Origin of the sequence: Pseudoalteromonas sp. BZA4, assembly GCF_040104395.1 — a bacterium.
Classification (GTDB): domain Bacteria; phylum Pseudomonadota; class Gammaproteobacteria; order Enterobacterales; family Alteromonadaceae; genus Pseudoalteromonas.
Map to the genome: position 1 here is coordinate 14,689 of NZ_JBECOT010000026.1, position 16,653 is coordinate 31,341.

Annotated in this window: 11 protein-coding genes; 9 read left to right on the forward strand and 2 right to left on the reverse strand. The window is 41.7% G+C overall.

What is annotated here, in order from left to right; genetic code table 11:
• The first annotated feature begins 251 nt into the window (after window positions 1-251).
• From ABMY41_RS12115 to ABMY41_RS12135, 5 genes are all read left to right on the forward strand, one after another.
• Complete coding sequence (locus ABMY41_RS12115; protein WP_289096870.1) at window positions 252-1,310, forward strand: OmpA family protein; 1,059 nt, start codon at window positions 252-254, stop codon at window positions 1,308-1,310.
• A 450-nt stretch (window positions 1,311-1,760) separates the two neighbouring features.
• Complete coding sequence (locus tag ABMY41_RS12120; RefSeq protein WP_287241689.1) at window positions 1,761-2,831, forward strand: OmpA family protein; 1,071 nt, start codon at window positions 1,761-1,763, stop codon at window positions 2,829-2,831.
• A gap of 294 nt (window positions 2,832-3,125) precedes the next feature.
• A complete protein-coding gene (acnB, locus tag ABMY41_RS12125) occupies window positions 3,126-5,723 on the forward strand; it encodes a bifunctional aconitate hydratase 2/2-methylisocitrate dehydratase (RefSeq protein ID WP_289096869.1) in 2,598 nt (865 codons plus the stop codon).
• A 195-nt stretch (window positions 5,724-5,918) separates the two neighbouring features.
• On the forward strand, window positions 5,919-6,551 hold the full coding sequence (locus tag ABMY41_RS12130; RefSeq protein WP_289096868.1) for a 2OG-Fe dioxygenase family protein: 633 nt from the start codon (window positions 5,919-5,921) through the stop codon (window positions 6,549-6,551).
• A 9-nt stretch (window positions 6,552-6,560) separates the two neighbouring features.
• Window positions 6,561-7,799, forward strand: a complete 1,239-nt coding sequence (locus ABMY41_RS12135; protein WP_287241691.1) for a cysteine desulfurase-like protein — start codon at window positions 6,561-6,563, stop codon at window positions 7,797-7,799.
• 123 nt (window positions 7,800-7,922) lie between these two features.
• On the opposite strand, the gene ABMY41_RS12140 is transcribed toward ABMY41_RS12135, so the two are convergent.
• Window positions 7,923-9,965 carry a glycoside hydrolase family 97 protein gene (locus ABMY41_RS12140; protein WP_349274803.1) on the reverse strand — a complete coding sequence of 681 codons (2,043 nt, stop codon included), beginning with the start codon at window positions 9,963-9,965 and terminating at the stop codon, window positions 7,923-7,925.
• A gap of 160 nt (window positions 9,966-10,125) precedes the next feature.
• Here ABMY41_RS12140 and ABMY41_RS12145 point away from each other — a divergent pair, with 160 nt between their 5' ends.
• The 3 genes from ABMY41_RS12145 (at window position 10,126) to ABMY41_RS12155 (ending at window position 13,635) form a co-directional block, all read left to right on the forward strand.
• A complete protein-coding gene (locus ABMY41_RS12145; protein WP_287241695.1) occupies window positions 10,126-10,743 on the forward strand; it encodes a methylamine utilization protein in 618 nt (205 codons plus the stop codon).
• On the forward strand, window positions 10,730-11,959 hold the full coding sequence (locus ABMY41_RS12150) for a hypothetical protein (protein ID WP_175082994.1): 1,230 nt from the start codon (window positions 10,730-10,732) through the stop codon (window positions 11,957-11,959). Before ABMY41_RS12145 ends, ABMY41_RS12150 begins: the two co-directional genes overlap by 14 nt.
• Before the next feature lie 74 nt (window positions 11,960-12,033).
• A complete protein-coding gene (locus ABMY41_RS12155) occupies window positions 12,034-13,635 on the forward strand; it encodes a methyl-accepting chemotaxis protein (RefSeq protein WP_175082993.1) in 1,602 nt (533 codons plus the stop codon).
• A gap of 56 nt (window positions 13,636-13,691) precedes the next feature.
• On the opposite strand, the gene speE is transcribed toward ABMY41_RS12155, so the two are convergent.
• Window positions 13,692-14,555: a polyamine aminopropyltransferase gene (speE, locus tag ABMY41_RS12160; RefSeq protein ID WP_055198615.1), complete on the reverse strand. Its 864-nt coding sequence runs from the start codon at window positions 14,553-14,555 to the stop codon at window positions 13,692-13,694.
• Window positions 14,556-14,753: 198 nt separating this feature from the next.
• Between speE and speA the strand changes: the two genes are divergently transcribed.
• A complete protein-coding gene (gene speA / locus ABMY41_RS12165) occupies window positions 14,754-16,634 on the forward strand; it encodes a biosynthetic arginine decarboxylase (RefSeq protein ID WP_175078909.1) in 1,881 nt (626 codons plus the stop codon).
• Window positions 16,635-16,653: the final 19 nt, after the last annotated feature.

Here is a 16,653-nt window from a genome sequence, read left to right on the forward strand (position 1 = left end):
TGGTATCATTGATTTTAGGTAAATTATTGCTTTAAGTAGTGTTCTACTACTATTTTGGTGGTTTGAAGGCTTCTTATCAGAGTAAGTTACCACTAGACAGAGTTGCTTTTATTGAGTGTAAAATCTTAATAAAAATTAAATGTAGCCGCCTATAAAATGCCATTAAGTTAGTTTTTTTAGCTGCTATATAGTTTTAAGTACTCAAAATACATTAGCTTTAATAGCTTTATTGTGAAAATGGGAAGGAAATAATGAAACTAAAATCACTTACTATTGCAATAGCACTTGCTGCAACTAGTACAACAGGCTTCGCTGCTGAAAAAGAAGGTTTTTATATCGGCGCATTCGGCGATTACTATGACAACTCTTGGGAAAATGTTCGTGACTACGCGCCAGGCGGTCTTGATGTTGATGATTCAACAGGCTGGGGTCTAGAATTAGGTTACCGCTTCAGCGATTATTGGAGTGCTCGCTTAGAGTATGCTGATATGGATTTTGACTGGAAAGCTGAACTAAACGACGGTACGTCTGTGAGCGGCTCAGAAAGTGGCAAGCGTTACGGTATCGATGCCTTGTACCATTTAGGCGGCGGTCCATTCTACGGTATTTTCGGTCTTAAAAATCTGGATGCGGTTGATGAAGATCTAATGTTCGCAAACGTAGGTGCTGGTTACCAACACTACTTCACAGATAACTTTGCGTTTAACGCTGAAACATCTTTATATCAAGGTCTTGATCGTGGTTACACAGATGTTGGTGCGAAGCTAGGTATTAGCTATATCTTTGGCGACCAGAGTGCTCCAGCTGCTGTAGAACCAGCGCCTGTGGTTGCAGCTCCAACTGACAGTGATAATGACGGTGTAATGGATGCAGATGATCAATGTGCAAACACACCGATGACAGATGCTGTTGATAGCAAAGGTTGTACTCTTTATGAAGAAAAAGAGGCAACAATCACATTACTTGTTACGTTCCCGCATGATGTTGCAGAAGTACCAAACAAATACTTCAGCGACATTGCTGATGTTGCAGCATTTATGAAAGAAAATGAAGGCACTTCAGTTGTACTTGAAGGTCATGCATCAGCAGTTGGTGACGCAGACTACAATATGATGCTTTCTGAAAAACGTGCGAAAGATGTTGCTGAAGAGCTAGTTAAAGACGGTATTTCTTCAGATAGAATCTCTACAGTTGGCTACGGTGAAGAGCGTTTGAAAAACGAAGCGTATACACTTGAAGCGCATGCACAAAATCGTCGCGTAGAAGCTCAAATCACAAGTATTGAGAAAGTTAAAGTAATGCGTAAGTAAGTTATGATATTCAAGGTAGCAATACCTTAAGTAATGAATAACATATAACGAGGTCGGACTAATTTTATTAGTCCGACCTTTTTTTTAATAAAAATCAATATTTACTTTCTACAGAAACACGTTAACCTTAGTTTGTACCAATTTCGGCTGTAATAGTCATCGTATCTTGATATGAATCACCTAATCAAAGATCAAAATATTGTAGTATGGTACTTAATTACCTTGTTGAATTATCATTAGGTAATATAATTATTTTTAATGATGTGTAATTTGCACCAGTCCGACATGGATTATTAAGTTGCTTCATGTTGTAGTGTTCGGTTGATGCTACGGAACTATAAAAATTTACTAGTTGTTGGGTTTATTAAGTTTGGATTAATTAGTCATCATCTATCTTGACTGAGTGTAGGCTGCACAGCCTTTAGTTACTTAAATGGAAGGGAATGAAACATGAAACTAAAATCACTTACTATTGCTTTAGCGCTTGCTGCAACAAGTGCTTCAGGTATCGCTGCTGAAAAACAAGGTTTTTATATTGGTGCGTTTGGCGACTACTATGATAATTCTTGGGAAAATGTTCGTGACTACGCGCCAGGTGGTCTTGATGTTGATGATTCAACAGGCTGGGGTCTAGAGTTAGGTTACCGCTTCAGTGATTACTGGAGTGCGCGTTTAGAATACGCTGATATGGATTTTGACTGGAAAGCTGAATTAAACGACGGTACTTCTGTGAGCGGCTCAGAAAGTGGTAAGCGTTATGGTATCGATGGCCTATACCACTTTGGTGGTGGCCCATTTTACGGTATTTTTGGTTTGAAAAACCTTGATGCCGTTGATGAAGATCTAATGTTCGCCAACGTAGGTGCTGGTTACCAACACTACTTTACTGATAATTTTGCATTTAATGCTGAAACGTCTTTATATCAAGGTCTTGACCGTGGTTACACAGATGTTGGCGCTAAATTAGGCTTAAGCTACATCTTTGGTGCACAAAGCTCAGCTTCTGAGCCAGTTGAACCAGCTCCAACAGTTGTTCCTGTTCCAGTTGAGCCAGTAGACAGCGATGGTGATAACATCCCTGATGCTGATGACCAATGTGCAAACACACCAATGACTGATGCTGTTGACGGCACAGGCTGTACGCTTTATGAAGATCGTGAAGTTACTAAGAGCCTACTAATTACGTTCCCTAATAATACATCTAAAGTATCTCAACAATACCTAGATGATATTGACCGCGCTGCTGCGTTCTTAAAAGAGCACCCAGGTACAGACGTAGTACTTGAGGGCCACTCTTCATCAGTTGGTAAAGCTGATTACAACAAGTGGTTATCTAAGAAACGTGCTGATGCGGTAGCTAAGAAACTAATTGAAGATGGCATTGATCCAATGCGTTTAACTACTGTTGGTATGGGTGAAGAGCGCCTTAAAAACCCTGCAAATACGCCAGAAGCTCACGCTGAAAACCGTCGTGTAGAAGCGAAAGTAACTGTAATTGAGCGTGTAAAAGTAGAGCGTTAATCTAACTCTTTACGCAAATTTGAAAACCCAGCCTAGTGCTGGGTTTTTCTTATCTAAGCACTAGGCATTGGTTAGATAGGAATGATTCTTAATAAATATTCATTTGAATAGCGTTTTTTTCTAGTACTATTCATGTTATTTATAGTGAATATTAAACTCCTTACTTACAGCATGGATTTTCATCTATACTTAAAAGCTTTATAATTAACCGTCAGAATACTATAAGTGCTGGGTCTTAATTGGTATTTAGCTTAATACTACCGAGTACTTTCACGTCACCAAGAGGGCAATATTGTGCTACAAGAATATCGTAAACACGTAGAAGAACGTGCCGCGTTAGGTATCGTACCAGCGCCATTAGATGCTCAGCAAACGGCTGATCTTATTGAATTAATCAAAAACCCACCGGCAGGCGAAGAAGAGTTTATCGTTGATCTTCTAGTTAACCGCGTACCGCCGGGTGTTGATGATGCTGCTTACATCAAAGCAGGTTTCTTAGCTGCAGTTGCAAAAGGTGAAGCGAGCTCTCCACTTGTATCAAAAGAAAAAGCAGCTGAGCTACTTGGTACTATGCTAGGTGGTTACAACATCGCACCTATGATTGATCTTCTAGATGACGAAGCGTTGGCGCCGATCGTTGTTAAAGGTTTATCAAACACATTATTAATGTTCGATGCTTTCTATGATGTAGAAGAAAAAGCGAAAGCAGGTAACGAATTTGCTAAGCAAGTAATCGAATCGTGGGCAAATGCAGAATGGTTTGTAAACAAGCCTGCAGTTGCTGAAAAAATCTCAGTTACCGTATTCAAAGTAACTGGCGAAACAAATACAGATGACCTTTCTCCTGCACCAGATGCATGGTCTCGCCCTGATATTCCACTACACGCTTTGGCAATGCTGAAGAACGAACGTGATGGTATCAATCCTGAAAAACCAGGTGAAGTTGGTCCAATCTCACAACTAGAAGAGCTTAAAACGAAAGGTTTACCTCTTGCATACGTTGGTGATGTAGTTGGTACGGGTTCTTCTCGTAAATCTGCAACTAACTCTGTACTTTGGTTCATGGGTGATGATATTCCTCACGTACCAAACAAACGCGTTGGTGGTGTATGTTTAGGCGGTAAAATCGCTCCTATCTTCTTCAATACAATGGAAGACTCTGGTGCATTACCAATCGAACTTCCTGTTGATGAGTTAAACATGGGTGACCAAATCGATATCTTCCCATACGAAGGTGTTGTTAAGCGTCACGGTACTGATGAAGTAATCTCTACTTTCTCTCTTAAATCAGACGTAATTCTTGATGAAGTGCGTGCTGGTGGTCGTATTCCACTAATCATCGGTCGTGGTTTAACTGATAAAGCGCGTGCATCACTAGGTATGGAAGCTGAAGATATCTTCCGCAAGCCTGCTCTTGTAACTGATTCTGGTAAAGGCTTCACATTAGCTCAGAAGATGGTTGGTAAAGCATGTAACATGCCTGGCGTACGTCCTGGCCAATACTGTGAGCCGAAAATGACAACTGTTGGTTCGCAAGATACAACAGGTCCTATGACGCGTGACGAACTTAAAGATCTAGCATGTTTAGGCTTCTCTGCAGATTTAACAATGCAGTCTTTCTGTCATACATCAGCTTATCCTAAGCCAATCGACGTAAACACTCACCACACACTTCCTGATTTCATCATGAACCGTGGCGGTGTATCACTCCGTCCAGGTGACGGTGTAATCCACTCATGGTTAAACCGTATGTTATTACCAGATACAGTAGGTACTGGTGGTGACTCGCATACTCGTTTCCCTCTAGGTATTTCATTCCCAGCGGGTTCAGGTGCGGTAGCATTCGCAGCAGCAACTGGTGTAATGCCTCTTGATATGCCTGAGTCAATCTTAGTACGTTTCAAAGGTGAAATGCAGCCAGGTATCACATTACGTGATCTAGTACATGCTATCCCGTACTACGGTATTAAAGAAGGTCTTCTTACTGTTGAAAAGAAAGGTAAGATCAACGAATTCTCTGGTCGTGTACTAGAAATCGAAGGTGTTGAGCACCTAACAGTTGAGCAAGCTTTCGAGCTTTCTGATGCGTCAGCTGAGCGTTCAGCGGCAGGTTGTACAGTTAAACTTTCTAAAGAGTCTATCGCTGAATACCTAGAGTCAAACATCGTAATGCTTAAATGGATGATCTCTGAAGGTTACGGTGATGTTCGTACTATTGAGCGTCGTATCAATGCAATGCAAGAGTGGTTAGCTAACCCTGAACTTATGGAAGCTGACGCTGATGCAGAGTACAAGCATGTAATCGAGATCGATCTTGCAGACATCAAAGAGCCAATTCTTTGTGCTCCAAATGACCCTGATGATGCACGTCTTCTTTCAGACGTAACAGGCGAGAAAATCGACGAAGTATTCATCGGTTCTTGTATGACTAACATCGGTCACTTCCGTGCTGCAGGTAAACTACTAGATGGTTTCAGTGGTCGTATCCCAACTCAACTTTGGGTTGCACCACCAACGAAGATGGATAAAGACCAGCTTACTGACGAAGGTTACTACGGTATTTTTGGTCGCGTAGGTGCGCGTATTGAAACTCCAGGGTGTTCACTATGTATGGGTAACCAAGCACGTGTTGCTGATAAAGCAACTGTTGTATCTACCTCTACGCGTAACTTCCCTAACCGTCTAGGTACTGGCGCTAACGTATTCTTAGCATCAGCAGAGCTTGCAGCAGTAGCGGCAATCTTAGGTAAACTTCCTACACCTGCTGAGTACCAAGAGTATTCAGATAAGATCAATGCAACTGCAGCTGATACTTATCGTTACCTGAACTTCCACCGTATGCCTCAATACACTAAAAAGGCAGACCAAGTAATCGTTCAGCAAGCTGTTTAATTTTAGATAAATTAAATGACAAGAAAGCCCGCATGTAGCGGGCTTTTTATTTTAGATAAAAAATCTAAAATATTTCTCTATTCGATCTTAAAACTACATAAACCATCAATGCTGTTTACATAATAACGCAAAAATTTCCCACCAATTGCATTAAAATCCTCGCCAATATTCTCAACGTATTAAGGCGAGATCTAAATGACTACATTAAACAACCAGAACCTTCTACAACTTCGTTTTGTAAGCCAAGCGCAAATTGACGCAGTTAAGCCCTCTTTTGCTAACCTACCTGCTAATCCATACGCAGATGGTGAATTTCGTAAGCGTCGTTATTCAGTAATCAAAGTTGTTGATGGTGAATTAAAACTACAACCAACAAAAGCATTTGTGCAAGATGACTCAATCAATACCTTCCAAGGTAATGTTGAGCGTACCTACGAAAATCTAGAAGATAGCTTATTAGCGACTGATGGTATGAAGCAAATCGTTAATCAGTTCCGCGATATGACGGGTATAAGCGATGATCGCGTTATTGAAATTCACCAATTCAGAATGCTTGCGATCGACAGTGACACTCCAGCTGCACCTGAAGGTGTTCACCAAGATGGTTTTGATCACGTATGTGTATGTGGTGTATCACACGAAAACTTAGAAGGTGGTGAGCTACTTGTCTATGAACACCAACAAGCTGAGCCATGTTTCAAGATGGAAATTAAAGACGGCATGTTCGCACTGATTAATGACCGTGAAGTATGGCACAACGCTACACCAATGAATAAATTAGATGCAAGCAAAGAAGGTTACCTTGATTGCTTCGTACTAACTGCGTAAGGGTAAATCATGAACTTAACGCAATTACGTCGCCAGTTCCCTGCACTTATGCAACAAGTTGCAGGTCAGTCACCGGTTTTCCTTGATGGTCCGGGAGGCTCGCAAGTACCACAGTCAGTGCTAAGCGCTATGAGTGCATATTTGGGTTACTTCAACTCAAACTTAGGCGGCGCATTTTTCTCAAGTGATAAAACGGTAGAGTTAATGGCAAATGCTCGCCAAGCTGCAGCCGATTTATTAAATGCGCCATCTAAAGAGCAAATCGTGTTTGGTGCAAACATGACAAGCTTAACGTTTAGCTTTAGCCGTGCCATCTCGCGTGGTTGGACTGCTGATGATGAAATTATTGTCACTAATGCAGATCACTTCTCAAACGTATCATCTTGGCAGCAAGCTGCTGAAGATAAAGGCGCGACAGTAAAAACTACCCTTATCAACGAAGCTGATTGCAGCCTAGATATGGCACACTTTGAAAGCCTTTTATCTAGCAAAACAAAGCTTGTTGCTGTGACATATGCATCAAACACGACGGGTTCAATTAATGACATTAAACGCATCGTAGAGCTTGCACATGCTGTTGGTGCGCTAGTGTATGTTGATGCCGTTCATTACGCACCTCATGAGCTTGTAGACGTACAAGCACTTGATTGTGACTTCTTAGCCTGCTCGGCATATAAGTTCTTTGGTCCTCACCTTGGTATTGTCTATGGCAAACGTGAGCACCTTGAAGGTTTCACACCATATAAAGTTGAACCTGCAAAAGATGTTGCGCCAGGTCGCTGGGAAACGGGTACACAAAGCTTTGAAGCGCTAGCTGGCTTAATTGCTGCTGTTGATTACATTGCTGCAATTAGTGAGCTTGATGACAGCCATTCACGCCGAGAAAAACTTGCGGATGCATTTGCTATTACTAAACAACACGAAATGGCATTAAGTAAGCATTTCTTAACGCGTTTAGCAGATTACTCACGCATCAAGTTATTTGGTATTGATGATCTAGAGCGTGTAGCTTACCGCACACCGACTTTTGCTTTAACGTTTGAAGGTATCGAACCACGTGTTGTGTCTGAATTTTTAGGTAAGCAACATATTTGTGTGTGGGATGGAAACTTCTACGCCCAAGGCTTATGTAAGCAGCTAGGTGTATTAGAAACCGGCGGCGTAGTACGCATTGGTTGTATGCACTACAACACTATTGAAGAGCTTGATAAAGTCTTTGATTTATTTGATCAATTACTAGCAGATTAAAGCCGGGTTTTTAGCTTCAAATCTTAAGTTATAAGCAGCCCGAGTGGGCTGCTTTTTTATGACAATAAAAAAGCGCGACATCAAATACCGCGCTCTTTTTTCTTGAAGCTTAAAACTTACAGCTTAGATTGCTTTAAATCGAATCGCTGTGCCGCCGCTGGTGGCAAGCTTTAACGTTAGCTTATCATCAGCAGTCACTATGCGTTTTTCTACTTTTAAGTCGTAAGGGTTATTTACCCATTCAGCTTTGTCACCGTCACGGTAGATTTGCGCTTCAAACTTTTTACCTTTATCTAAGAAGTCTAACTTCACTTCTAAAGTGCGAGCTTTTTCGTCTGTAACAGCACCTAGATACCAGTCGTTACCTGAGTATTGATCACGCTTGCGTTCTTTACGTGCAAATACAACGAAATCGCCAACTTCACCTTGTAGTGCAATACTTTGTTGCCAATCAGTTGGTACATCCTGAATAAACTGGAATGCATCTGGCTTCGCTAAATAATTACGTGGTAAATCTGCGGCCATTTGAATAGGGCTGTACATTACAACGTATAGCGCTAATTGCTTCGCTAGGGTCGTTTGTGGGCGGTTGGTATCAGCACCTAAACCGTTAAAGCCCATATCAAAAATACCTGGAGTAAAGTCCATTGGGCCTGCAAGCATACGGGTGAAAGCTAGCATTGGAATGTGCTCTGGTGGGTTCGGCGGTGTACCCCATGCGTTAAACTCTTGACCACGGGCACCTTCACGAGCAATCCAGTTCGGGTATGTACGACGTAGGCCGGTATCTTTCACAGGCTCATGAGTGTTGATACTAATTTTATGTTTTGCAGCAAGTTTTACGTTGTGTAGGTATTCATTAACCATGAACTGACCATCGTGCCACTCTTTGCGTACAATACCGTTTTCATCGATGCGCTTGATGTTACCACCGTCAGCGACATAACCTGTTTTAACTTGGCTTACATTTGATTTTTCGTATAACGCAAATGCATCTTCCATTTGGTTACGGTAGTTGGTCACGTTGCCCGACGTTTCGTGGTGACCAATTAATTGTACGCCTTTTTCTTTGCCGTAACGTGTCAGCTCTTCAATATCAAAGTCGTCGTAAGGTTGTGTGAAGCTAAATACGTCACCGTTATAAAACCAGTCGCCATCCCAGCCAATATTCCAGCCTTCGACTAGCACGCCATCGAAGCCATATTTAGCAGCGAAGTCCATGTAATATTTAGTGTTTGCAGTGGTTGCACCATGAATTTTACCGCTACCCCAAGAATTTTCTTTGATGTGCATACCCCACCAAATACCTACGTATTTACCCGGTTTAACCCAAGATACATCATCCAGTTTATTTGGTTCGTTTAAGTTTAAGATGATATCTGAGTTGATTAAATCAACGGCTTCATCACCAATTTGAATTGTACGCCAAGGAGTATTAAATGCGCCTTGTTTTTTGACCGCTACACCGTCTGACCAAGGTGTTAGATCGGCTTGGAAGGTACCATCACGACGTTGATTTAAAACCATGCCTGCATAATCAACAAGGGCAGCTTCGTGAATACTGATATGCACACCCTCTTTATTTTTTATAGTAAATGGTGTGTGCACAAGTGCCGCTTTATGAAGTGGGGTGGTGTTATAAACATATTCATAACGGTTCCAACCACGAGCGGGGATCCACCAAGCTGTTGCATCTGATGAATCTGTAATAGCAAACTCTGTAAGCTCTTTAGTGATTTCTACATCATCATAACCAGCTTGTTTTGGTAATTCGTATCGAAAGCCGACACCATCATTAAAAGCACGAAAACGTACCGTAAACGTGCCACCTTGTGGTTGTGGCTTTTTAAAGGTAACAGCGACTTCGTTATGGTTATCAACCACAGTTTGGCGTTCACCCCAAGGTTGCTCCCAGCTACTTTTTACCGAATCAGTGGTTTGGCTGCTAATTTTGTAACCTTCGCTCATTGCTGGTTGTTGTTTAAAAACAAGGCCTAACGAAGAGTTAGCAATGACTTGTTTACCGGCAAAGCTGATTTCGTAGCTAGGTGTGTGTTGCTCATCTGAGATAGTTACTTTGATCTGCCCATCAGGTGAACTGACGGTTGTGGTTTGTGCTAGGCAAGTACCTGAAAAGGCTGCTAACATTAAGGCAGTTAATCGCATTGTTGTTCCTTGGCGGCTTATGGTTATGGATTGTTGTCATGTATTCACATATATCCTTAAAGCATAAAGTGACTTGCTGGTTAATACGAGAGAACTGCATACGTATTCAACAAAGTGAACGCGGCGATATCCAGCTCAGCACCTAAAAAGGTCTAGCAAAATGACAAGAATTACCCTGTTGCTACTACTATTGTTTAGTCAATGTTTATTGGCGCAGCAAATACAGATAGTTGATAAGCAGAATCAACCTGTCAAAAATGCCGTGGTTTGGCTTAAAGGCTCTAAACAACTTACATCTCTTGATAGTCATTACACTATGAGCCAAAAAAAACGTGCCTTTGTGCCTCATGTGTTGGCAGTGCCACAAGGGGCTAATGTTGAGTTTCCTAACCTTGATTCAATCATGCACCACGTTTATTCATTTTCTAAAACAAAGCAATTTGAGTTAAAGCTTTACCACGATAAACCAGAAAAGCCGATTAAATTTGCACAATCGGGGGTTGTTGAGCTTGGCTGTAACATTCATGACTGGATGCTGGGTTACATTGTGGTTGTCGATGGTGGGATTTATGGGCAAACAGATGAGCAAGGTATGGTTGAGTTGAGCTTACCAGAAGGTAAGTTTACTTTGGCAGTTTGGCATGACCGCTTTAATGATATCAGCACACCAGAAACCATCGATATTACTAACAATGCAAAGCCATTGAGCTACCAGCTAAAACAAGCCTTATTACCAAAACTAGAATTAAGCAGTGACGAGTTTGATGATTATGAATAAATGGCAAGCTTTAGCATTGGCGAGTGTTTTTGGGTTGCCCGCAGTGGCATATGCTGAGCATGATGGGCAGGTAACTGTTTCGGCTGTGCGTGGAGACCAACTAGCGAGCTATCAACGCAAAGGAATTGGCTTATACCGTTATGACCAAGAGCATGATGGTGTTGTGATATCCCAAGCTATGCTGAGTAGCCGTTTTGAGTTAACGAGTGATTGGTCTGCGCATACAGTGCTTAACGCCCATCCTGATCCTGAACTAACAGTCGGTTTTACTCAGGCTTATTTACAATATCAACCGCTCACTGCAAGTCGTTACAAATGGGCTGTTAAAGCGGGTGGCTTTTATCCAAAAATGTCACTTGAAAACCCACAAAGTGGTTGGATGTCACCTTATAACTACACTAATTCTGCTATTAATAGCTGGATTGGCGAGGAGGTGCGGGCCTTTGGTTTAGAGACAAGCATCAAGCGCCCAGGTAGAAAATTTAGAAGTAACCATAGCTTTGAAGGCTTTGCGGCGGTTTTTAAAGGTAACGATCCTGCTGGAACACTCCTGTCATGGCGAGGATTCGCTATGCATGACAGGCAAACCACGTTCAATGAACAAATCGACTTTGCTATTCCACATTCTTTTGAGTGGACGCAGTTAGATAAGCAAGCTGAGTATGTGGAGCCTTTCGAAGAAGTCGATGGGCGCTTTGGTTATTACGTCGGTGCACATTGGGATTATCAAAAAAAATCGCAATTACGTGTTTATTATTATGACAACAATGGCGATCCAGGTGCTTTGAATACCCGTACTGGTCAATATGCGTGGGATACACGTTTTTTAAGCGCGGCATGGTTGTATAAGTTTAATAAGCAAACCCGCATTATTGTACAGATCCTTAATGGTAAAACAGCGATGGGTACAAATCGTGGGGTAGACAATGATTTTTATAGTCATTTTGTTCTATTAAGTCACAAGTTGGACCAGCATCGTCTCACAATTAGGTATGATTATTTTAAGGTTAGCGATCATGATGATTGGCAATTTGATCCTAACCAAAGTCGTGGAGAAGCTTTAACCGCAAGTTGGCGTTATCAACTGTCGACCAAGTGGCAAGTAGGTGCTGAATATTCAGTGCTGAGCAGTGACGCTCAAAATAGACCCGGTATGGGATTTAATGAGCATAATTCGCAGCAGCAATTGCAACTTTCAGCGAGTTGGCACTTTTAATTTCATACACTTTTTCAGTTTTTCTACTAACATTCTAATGAACGTGCTGATTAGAATTTAAATTAGGATAATGTATGAAGTTACAAAGCATTCGCGTCAAAAGTTCTTTGCCTATTGTGCTACTCGGCATTGCTATCGTCATTTTAATTGCTGGCTATACCTATCTAATTAACCTTCAAAAAGAAGCGATTGATGCACAGTCAGAACGCTTCTTAAATGCGGTTTCTGTGGTTGTTAATGCTGACCGAGACCTGTACCAAGCTAAAGTGGCAGAGCTGCAACTGGTTACCCAAATGAAAGGGAATAAGGGCCAACTCACTGACCATCAAGAAAATGCCGAGCAAGTTAAAGAGCGATTTAAGCAATATTTATCTTACATGTCGCCATACTCTGAGGTGACTGGTCAGTTTCGTAACTTTGATAGCGCATTTGATGCTTGGTATGGAGCATCAACAGCTTATATTAATAACCCAGCAAATGCTTCACAAAAACAAGCGTCGGAGCAAAGCTTTTCGGCACTACGTGATATTTTAGATAAAGCCGGAGAAGCGGCAGACAAAACCTCTCAAGCAGAAACAGAAAAGCTGATGGATAAAGTAATGGGCTTTAAAGTGATGCTTATGGTGATGATTGCAGTGGTTTTAGCTGTTGCTGGTTGGTTTAGTTATTTTGTGCCGCGCCAGCTTACAAAACAAATTAACTTTGTCACAGAGCGGATTAACGAAATAGCCTCTGGAGATGGTGATTTAACAGGTCGTATCAATGTTAAAACGCAAGATGAATTTGCCGAGTTAGCAACCGCATTTAATCGCTTTTTAGATAATTTGCAGCAGTTAATCAAAGACATTTTAGAGCAAGCGAAAGAGCTACATAATCTAGGTAACGATTTAGATAACTTTGCAAATCAAAACCATCAAGTTAACCAAAAGCTTAGTCAAGCTTCTGAGTCGATAGTCAGTGCTGTACATGAAATGAGTGTAGCAAGTCGCGAAGTGGCTAATGTGGCGCAAAACTCATCTCATGAAGCTGATAATTCTCAGCAGCTAGCTAAACAAGGCTTAGCTGCGGTTGATAATTCAAGCCGTAAAATTATTGCGCTGTCAGACAATATGGAGCATGCCAGCCAGCGTTCAACTGAGTTACAACAAAGCTCAGACAACATTGCTAAAGTACTTGAAGTTATTCGTGCTATAGCCGAGCAAACTAACTTACTTGCACTGAATGCAGCAATTGAAGCGGCCCGAGCCGGAGAGCAAGGGCGAGGTTTTGCGGTAGTAGCTGATGAGGTTCGTACCCTTGCGACTCGCACGCAAGAGAGTACTAATGACATTCAAACTATGGTGGAGCAGTTTGCAACCAGCGTTGAGCAGTCACTGCAAGCTATTAACAGTGGTAAGCGCTATGCCGATGAAGCGGTTGAGTCATTCACACAAACTAATGATGTGCTTAACTCAATGCAAGAGTCATCAGTTAAGGTAAATGATATGGCGATGCAGACAGCGCAAGCGACTGAAGAGCAAACTGCTGTAGCAGATGAAATTAGCCAGAATTTATCAGACCTAAATGACCAAACACAACAAGGGGGCGGCTTAGCAAGTTCAACACAAGAAGTGGCTAATCGTATGAACCAACTCACTGATGAGCTCAATCATTTAGTGAATCGATTTAAAGTCTAATCATAAGCCAACAAAAAAGGGCTCAATGAGCCCTTTTTTACATCTAACTAAAACGCTTACTTTTTCTCAAAAGCACGTTTCATATAATTTGGTGTCGCTAATGCGCCGTGGTGAATACCTGCATTATAGTACTCAGTGCTTTGTGCAAGTGTATTTGCATCATCTTCACGAAACCCTGCGAATTCTTCTGACTTACGAGCAAGGGTTACTGACCATAAACCGCTTGGGTAAATTGGCTGTGGGAAAGGCAGCGTTTGTAGGTCAACAAAACCCACTTCTGTCATTGCATCACGCATTTCTACTAATAGTGGCATATGCATAAGTGGTGATTCACTTTGCTGAATTAAGATGCCACCCGGGCGAAGTGCAGTTAAACAGCTAGTATAGAAAGCGTGGTTGAATAAACCTTCGCCCGGACCAACTGGGTCTGTTCCATCAACAATTACTACATCGATTGATTCTGGCGCTGCTTCACGCATGTACTTGATGCCGTCGTCAAACATCACTGTTGCGCGAGGATCTTGGTTTGATTCACACAGCTCAGGGAAGTATTTAAGTGACATTTGTGTCACGACTTCGTCGATATCAATTTGCGTTACGCTCTCAACACCTGGGTGTTTTAAAACTTCGCGTAAAGTACCGCAGTCACCACCACCAATGATCACCACATTTTTTGGATTTGGGTGTGCAAGCAATGCCGGATGGCTGATCATCTCGTGATAAAAAAAGTTTTCACGGCTACTTACCATAGTACAACCGTCAATAATCATCAGATTACCGAAGTCAGTTGTTTCGTACATTTCTACTTTTTGAAATGGCGATTGCTGTTCATCAAGCTTTTTAGTAATGCGTAATGAAAAGGCACTACCATCACGGTCACTAATTTCAGTGAACCAGTTGTTTTGATCTAAATTAGCCATCTTGCTTATACACTTTTGGTTAATGGTAAAAAAGGGGGGCAATTTTGCCAGTGCTTGACCAATTGCTCAATCAAATTTTAATCAGTATAGCGAATATTTTTTATCACTTTGGCATATAGCGCAATTTTTGTTAGCGTGGTCAGCCCTAGCGTATTAAAATGTGCGTTTATATTTAATGAAATTACAGAAGACATTGCCATGACTTGGGGTTTAGACAAAGCACGCGATACATACAATGTTGCTCATTGGAGTGACGGTTACTTTGACATTAACGCACAAGGTGAGCTGGTGGCTTATCCTGATGGCGATCAAACAAAAGCTGCGGTGTCTTTATCTGAACTAACCGAGCAATTCAAAAAGCAAGGTCTTACTTTACCTGTACTAGTACGCTTTACCGACATTTTACAAAATCGTGTTGATACCCTAACGAGTGCTTTTACCAAAGCCTGTAATGCCCGTGAATACCAAGGTAGTTATACCTGTGTTTACCCAATCAAGGTTAATCAGCAGCGCTCTGTGGTTAGTAAACTACTTGCTCATCCAAGTGGTTTAGTCGGCCTTGAAGCCGGCTCAAAGCCTGAGCTTATGGCGATTTTAGGTGTAGCACAAGAGCCAATTACCATTGTTTGTAATGGCTACAAAGACAGTGAGTTTTTACGTTTAGCCTGTATCGGTCAAGGCATGGGCCATAAGGTTCATATTGTTGTAGAAAAACTGTCTGAACTAACCACCTTATTGGCTGAAATTGACGACTTAGGTATTGAACCATCAATCGGTATTCGCATTCGCTTAAACTCGGTAGGCAAAGGTAAATGGCAAAACACCGGTGGTGAAAAAGGCAAATTTGGTTTAACTGCAGGCCAAGTACTTTCTGCGGTTGAGCTACTTAAGTCACGTAATAAACTCCATTTAATGCAACTTGTGCATTTTCATATCGGCTCTCAAATTGCCAATATTCGTGATATTCATCGAGCACTGCGTGAATGTGCCCGCCATTTTGCAGAGTTAACGCAGTTAGGCGTGCCACTTAATACAGTTGATGTTGGTGGCGGTTTAGGTGTTGACTATGAAGGGTCTGGTTCACGTAGTTCGTGTTCAATGAACTACAGTGTTGATGAATATGCACGTAATGTAGTGAATGCATTTGCTGAAGTATGCCAACAACATGATCTTAAGCACCCAGCCATTATTACTGAATCTGGCCGTGCGTTAACTGCGCACCACGCAGTATTAATTACAGATGTTATTGATGTTGAGCGTGCACCTAACCATGCGAATCCAACGGCGCCTGAGGCTGACAGCGTATTAGTGTTAGATGAAATGTGGCAGTGCTTACAGCGTTTAACACCACGTATGGCACTAGAAATTTATCATGATGCAATGCATCTATTTAGTGAAGCCCATGACCAATATGTGCATGGCCTACTCACTATGCTTGAATGGGCGAAGCTTGAGCAGCTGTATTTCACCATTTTACACCGCGTTCGTGCATCCCTCAGCGAGAATGCTCGTGCCCACCGTGAAGTGTTAGATGATCTAAACGAAAAACTGGCCGATAAGCTATTCGTTAATTTCTCATTATTTCAATCACTGCCAGATGTTTGGGGTATTCAGCAACTTTTCCCTGTGATGCCAGTAGAAAACCTTCATCAGCCATTAACGCAACGCGCTATTATTCAAGACATTACCTGTGACTCTGATGGACAAATTCGTAACTATGTTGAAGGTACAGGTATTGAGAGTAGTTTACCTATTCCTGAGTACAAGCAAGGTCAGCAATACCACATTGCCATGTTCTTAGTGGGCGCGTATCAAGAAATTTTAGGTGATTTACATAACCTGTTCGGCGACACAGATTCAGTGCATGTTGAGCTTACTGAAGCGGGTTACCAGCTGACTAACGCAATTAAAGGTGATAGCGTTAAGGACGTATTAAAGTTTGTTGATTATGATAGCGACATTCTCGCTGAAAACTTTGCAAAACGGGTTAACTCACTGGCAATTGATGAGCAATCTAAGGCACAATATTTGTCAGAACTAAATGCAGGCCTTGCTGGCTATACGTATTTTGAAGATTAAGCATTAAAGGAATAAGTAG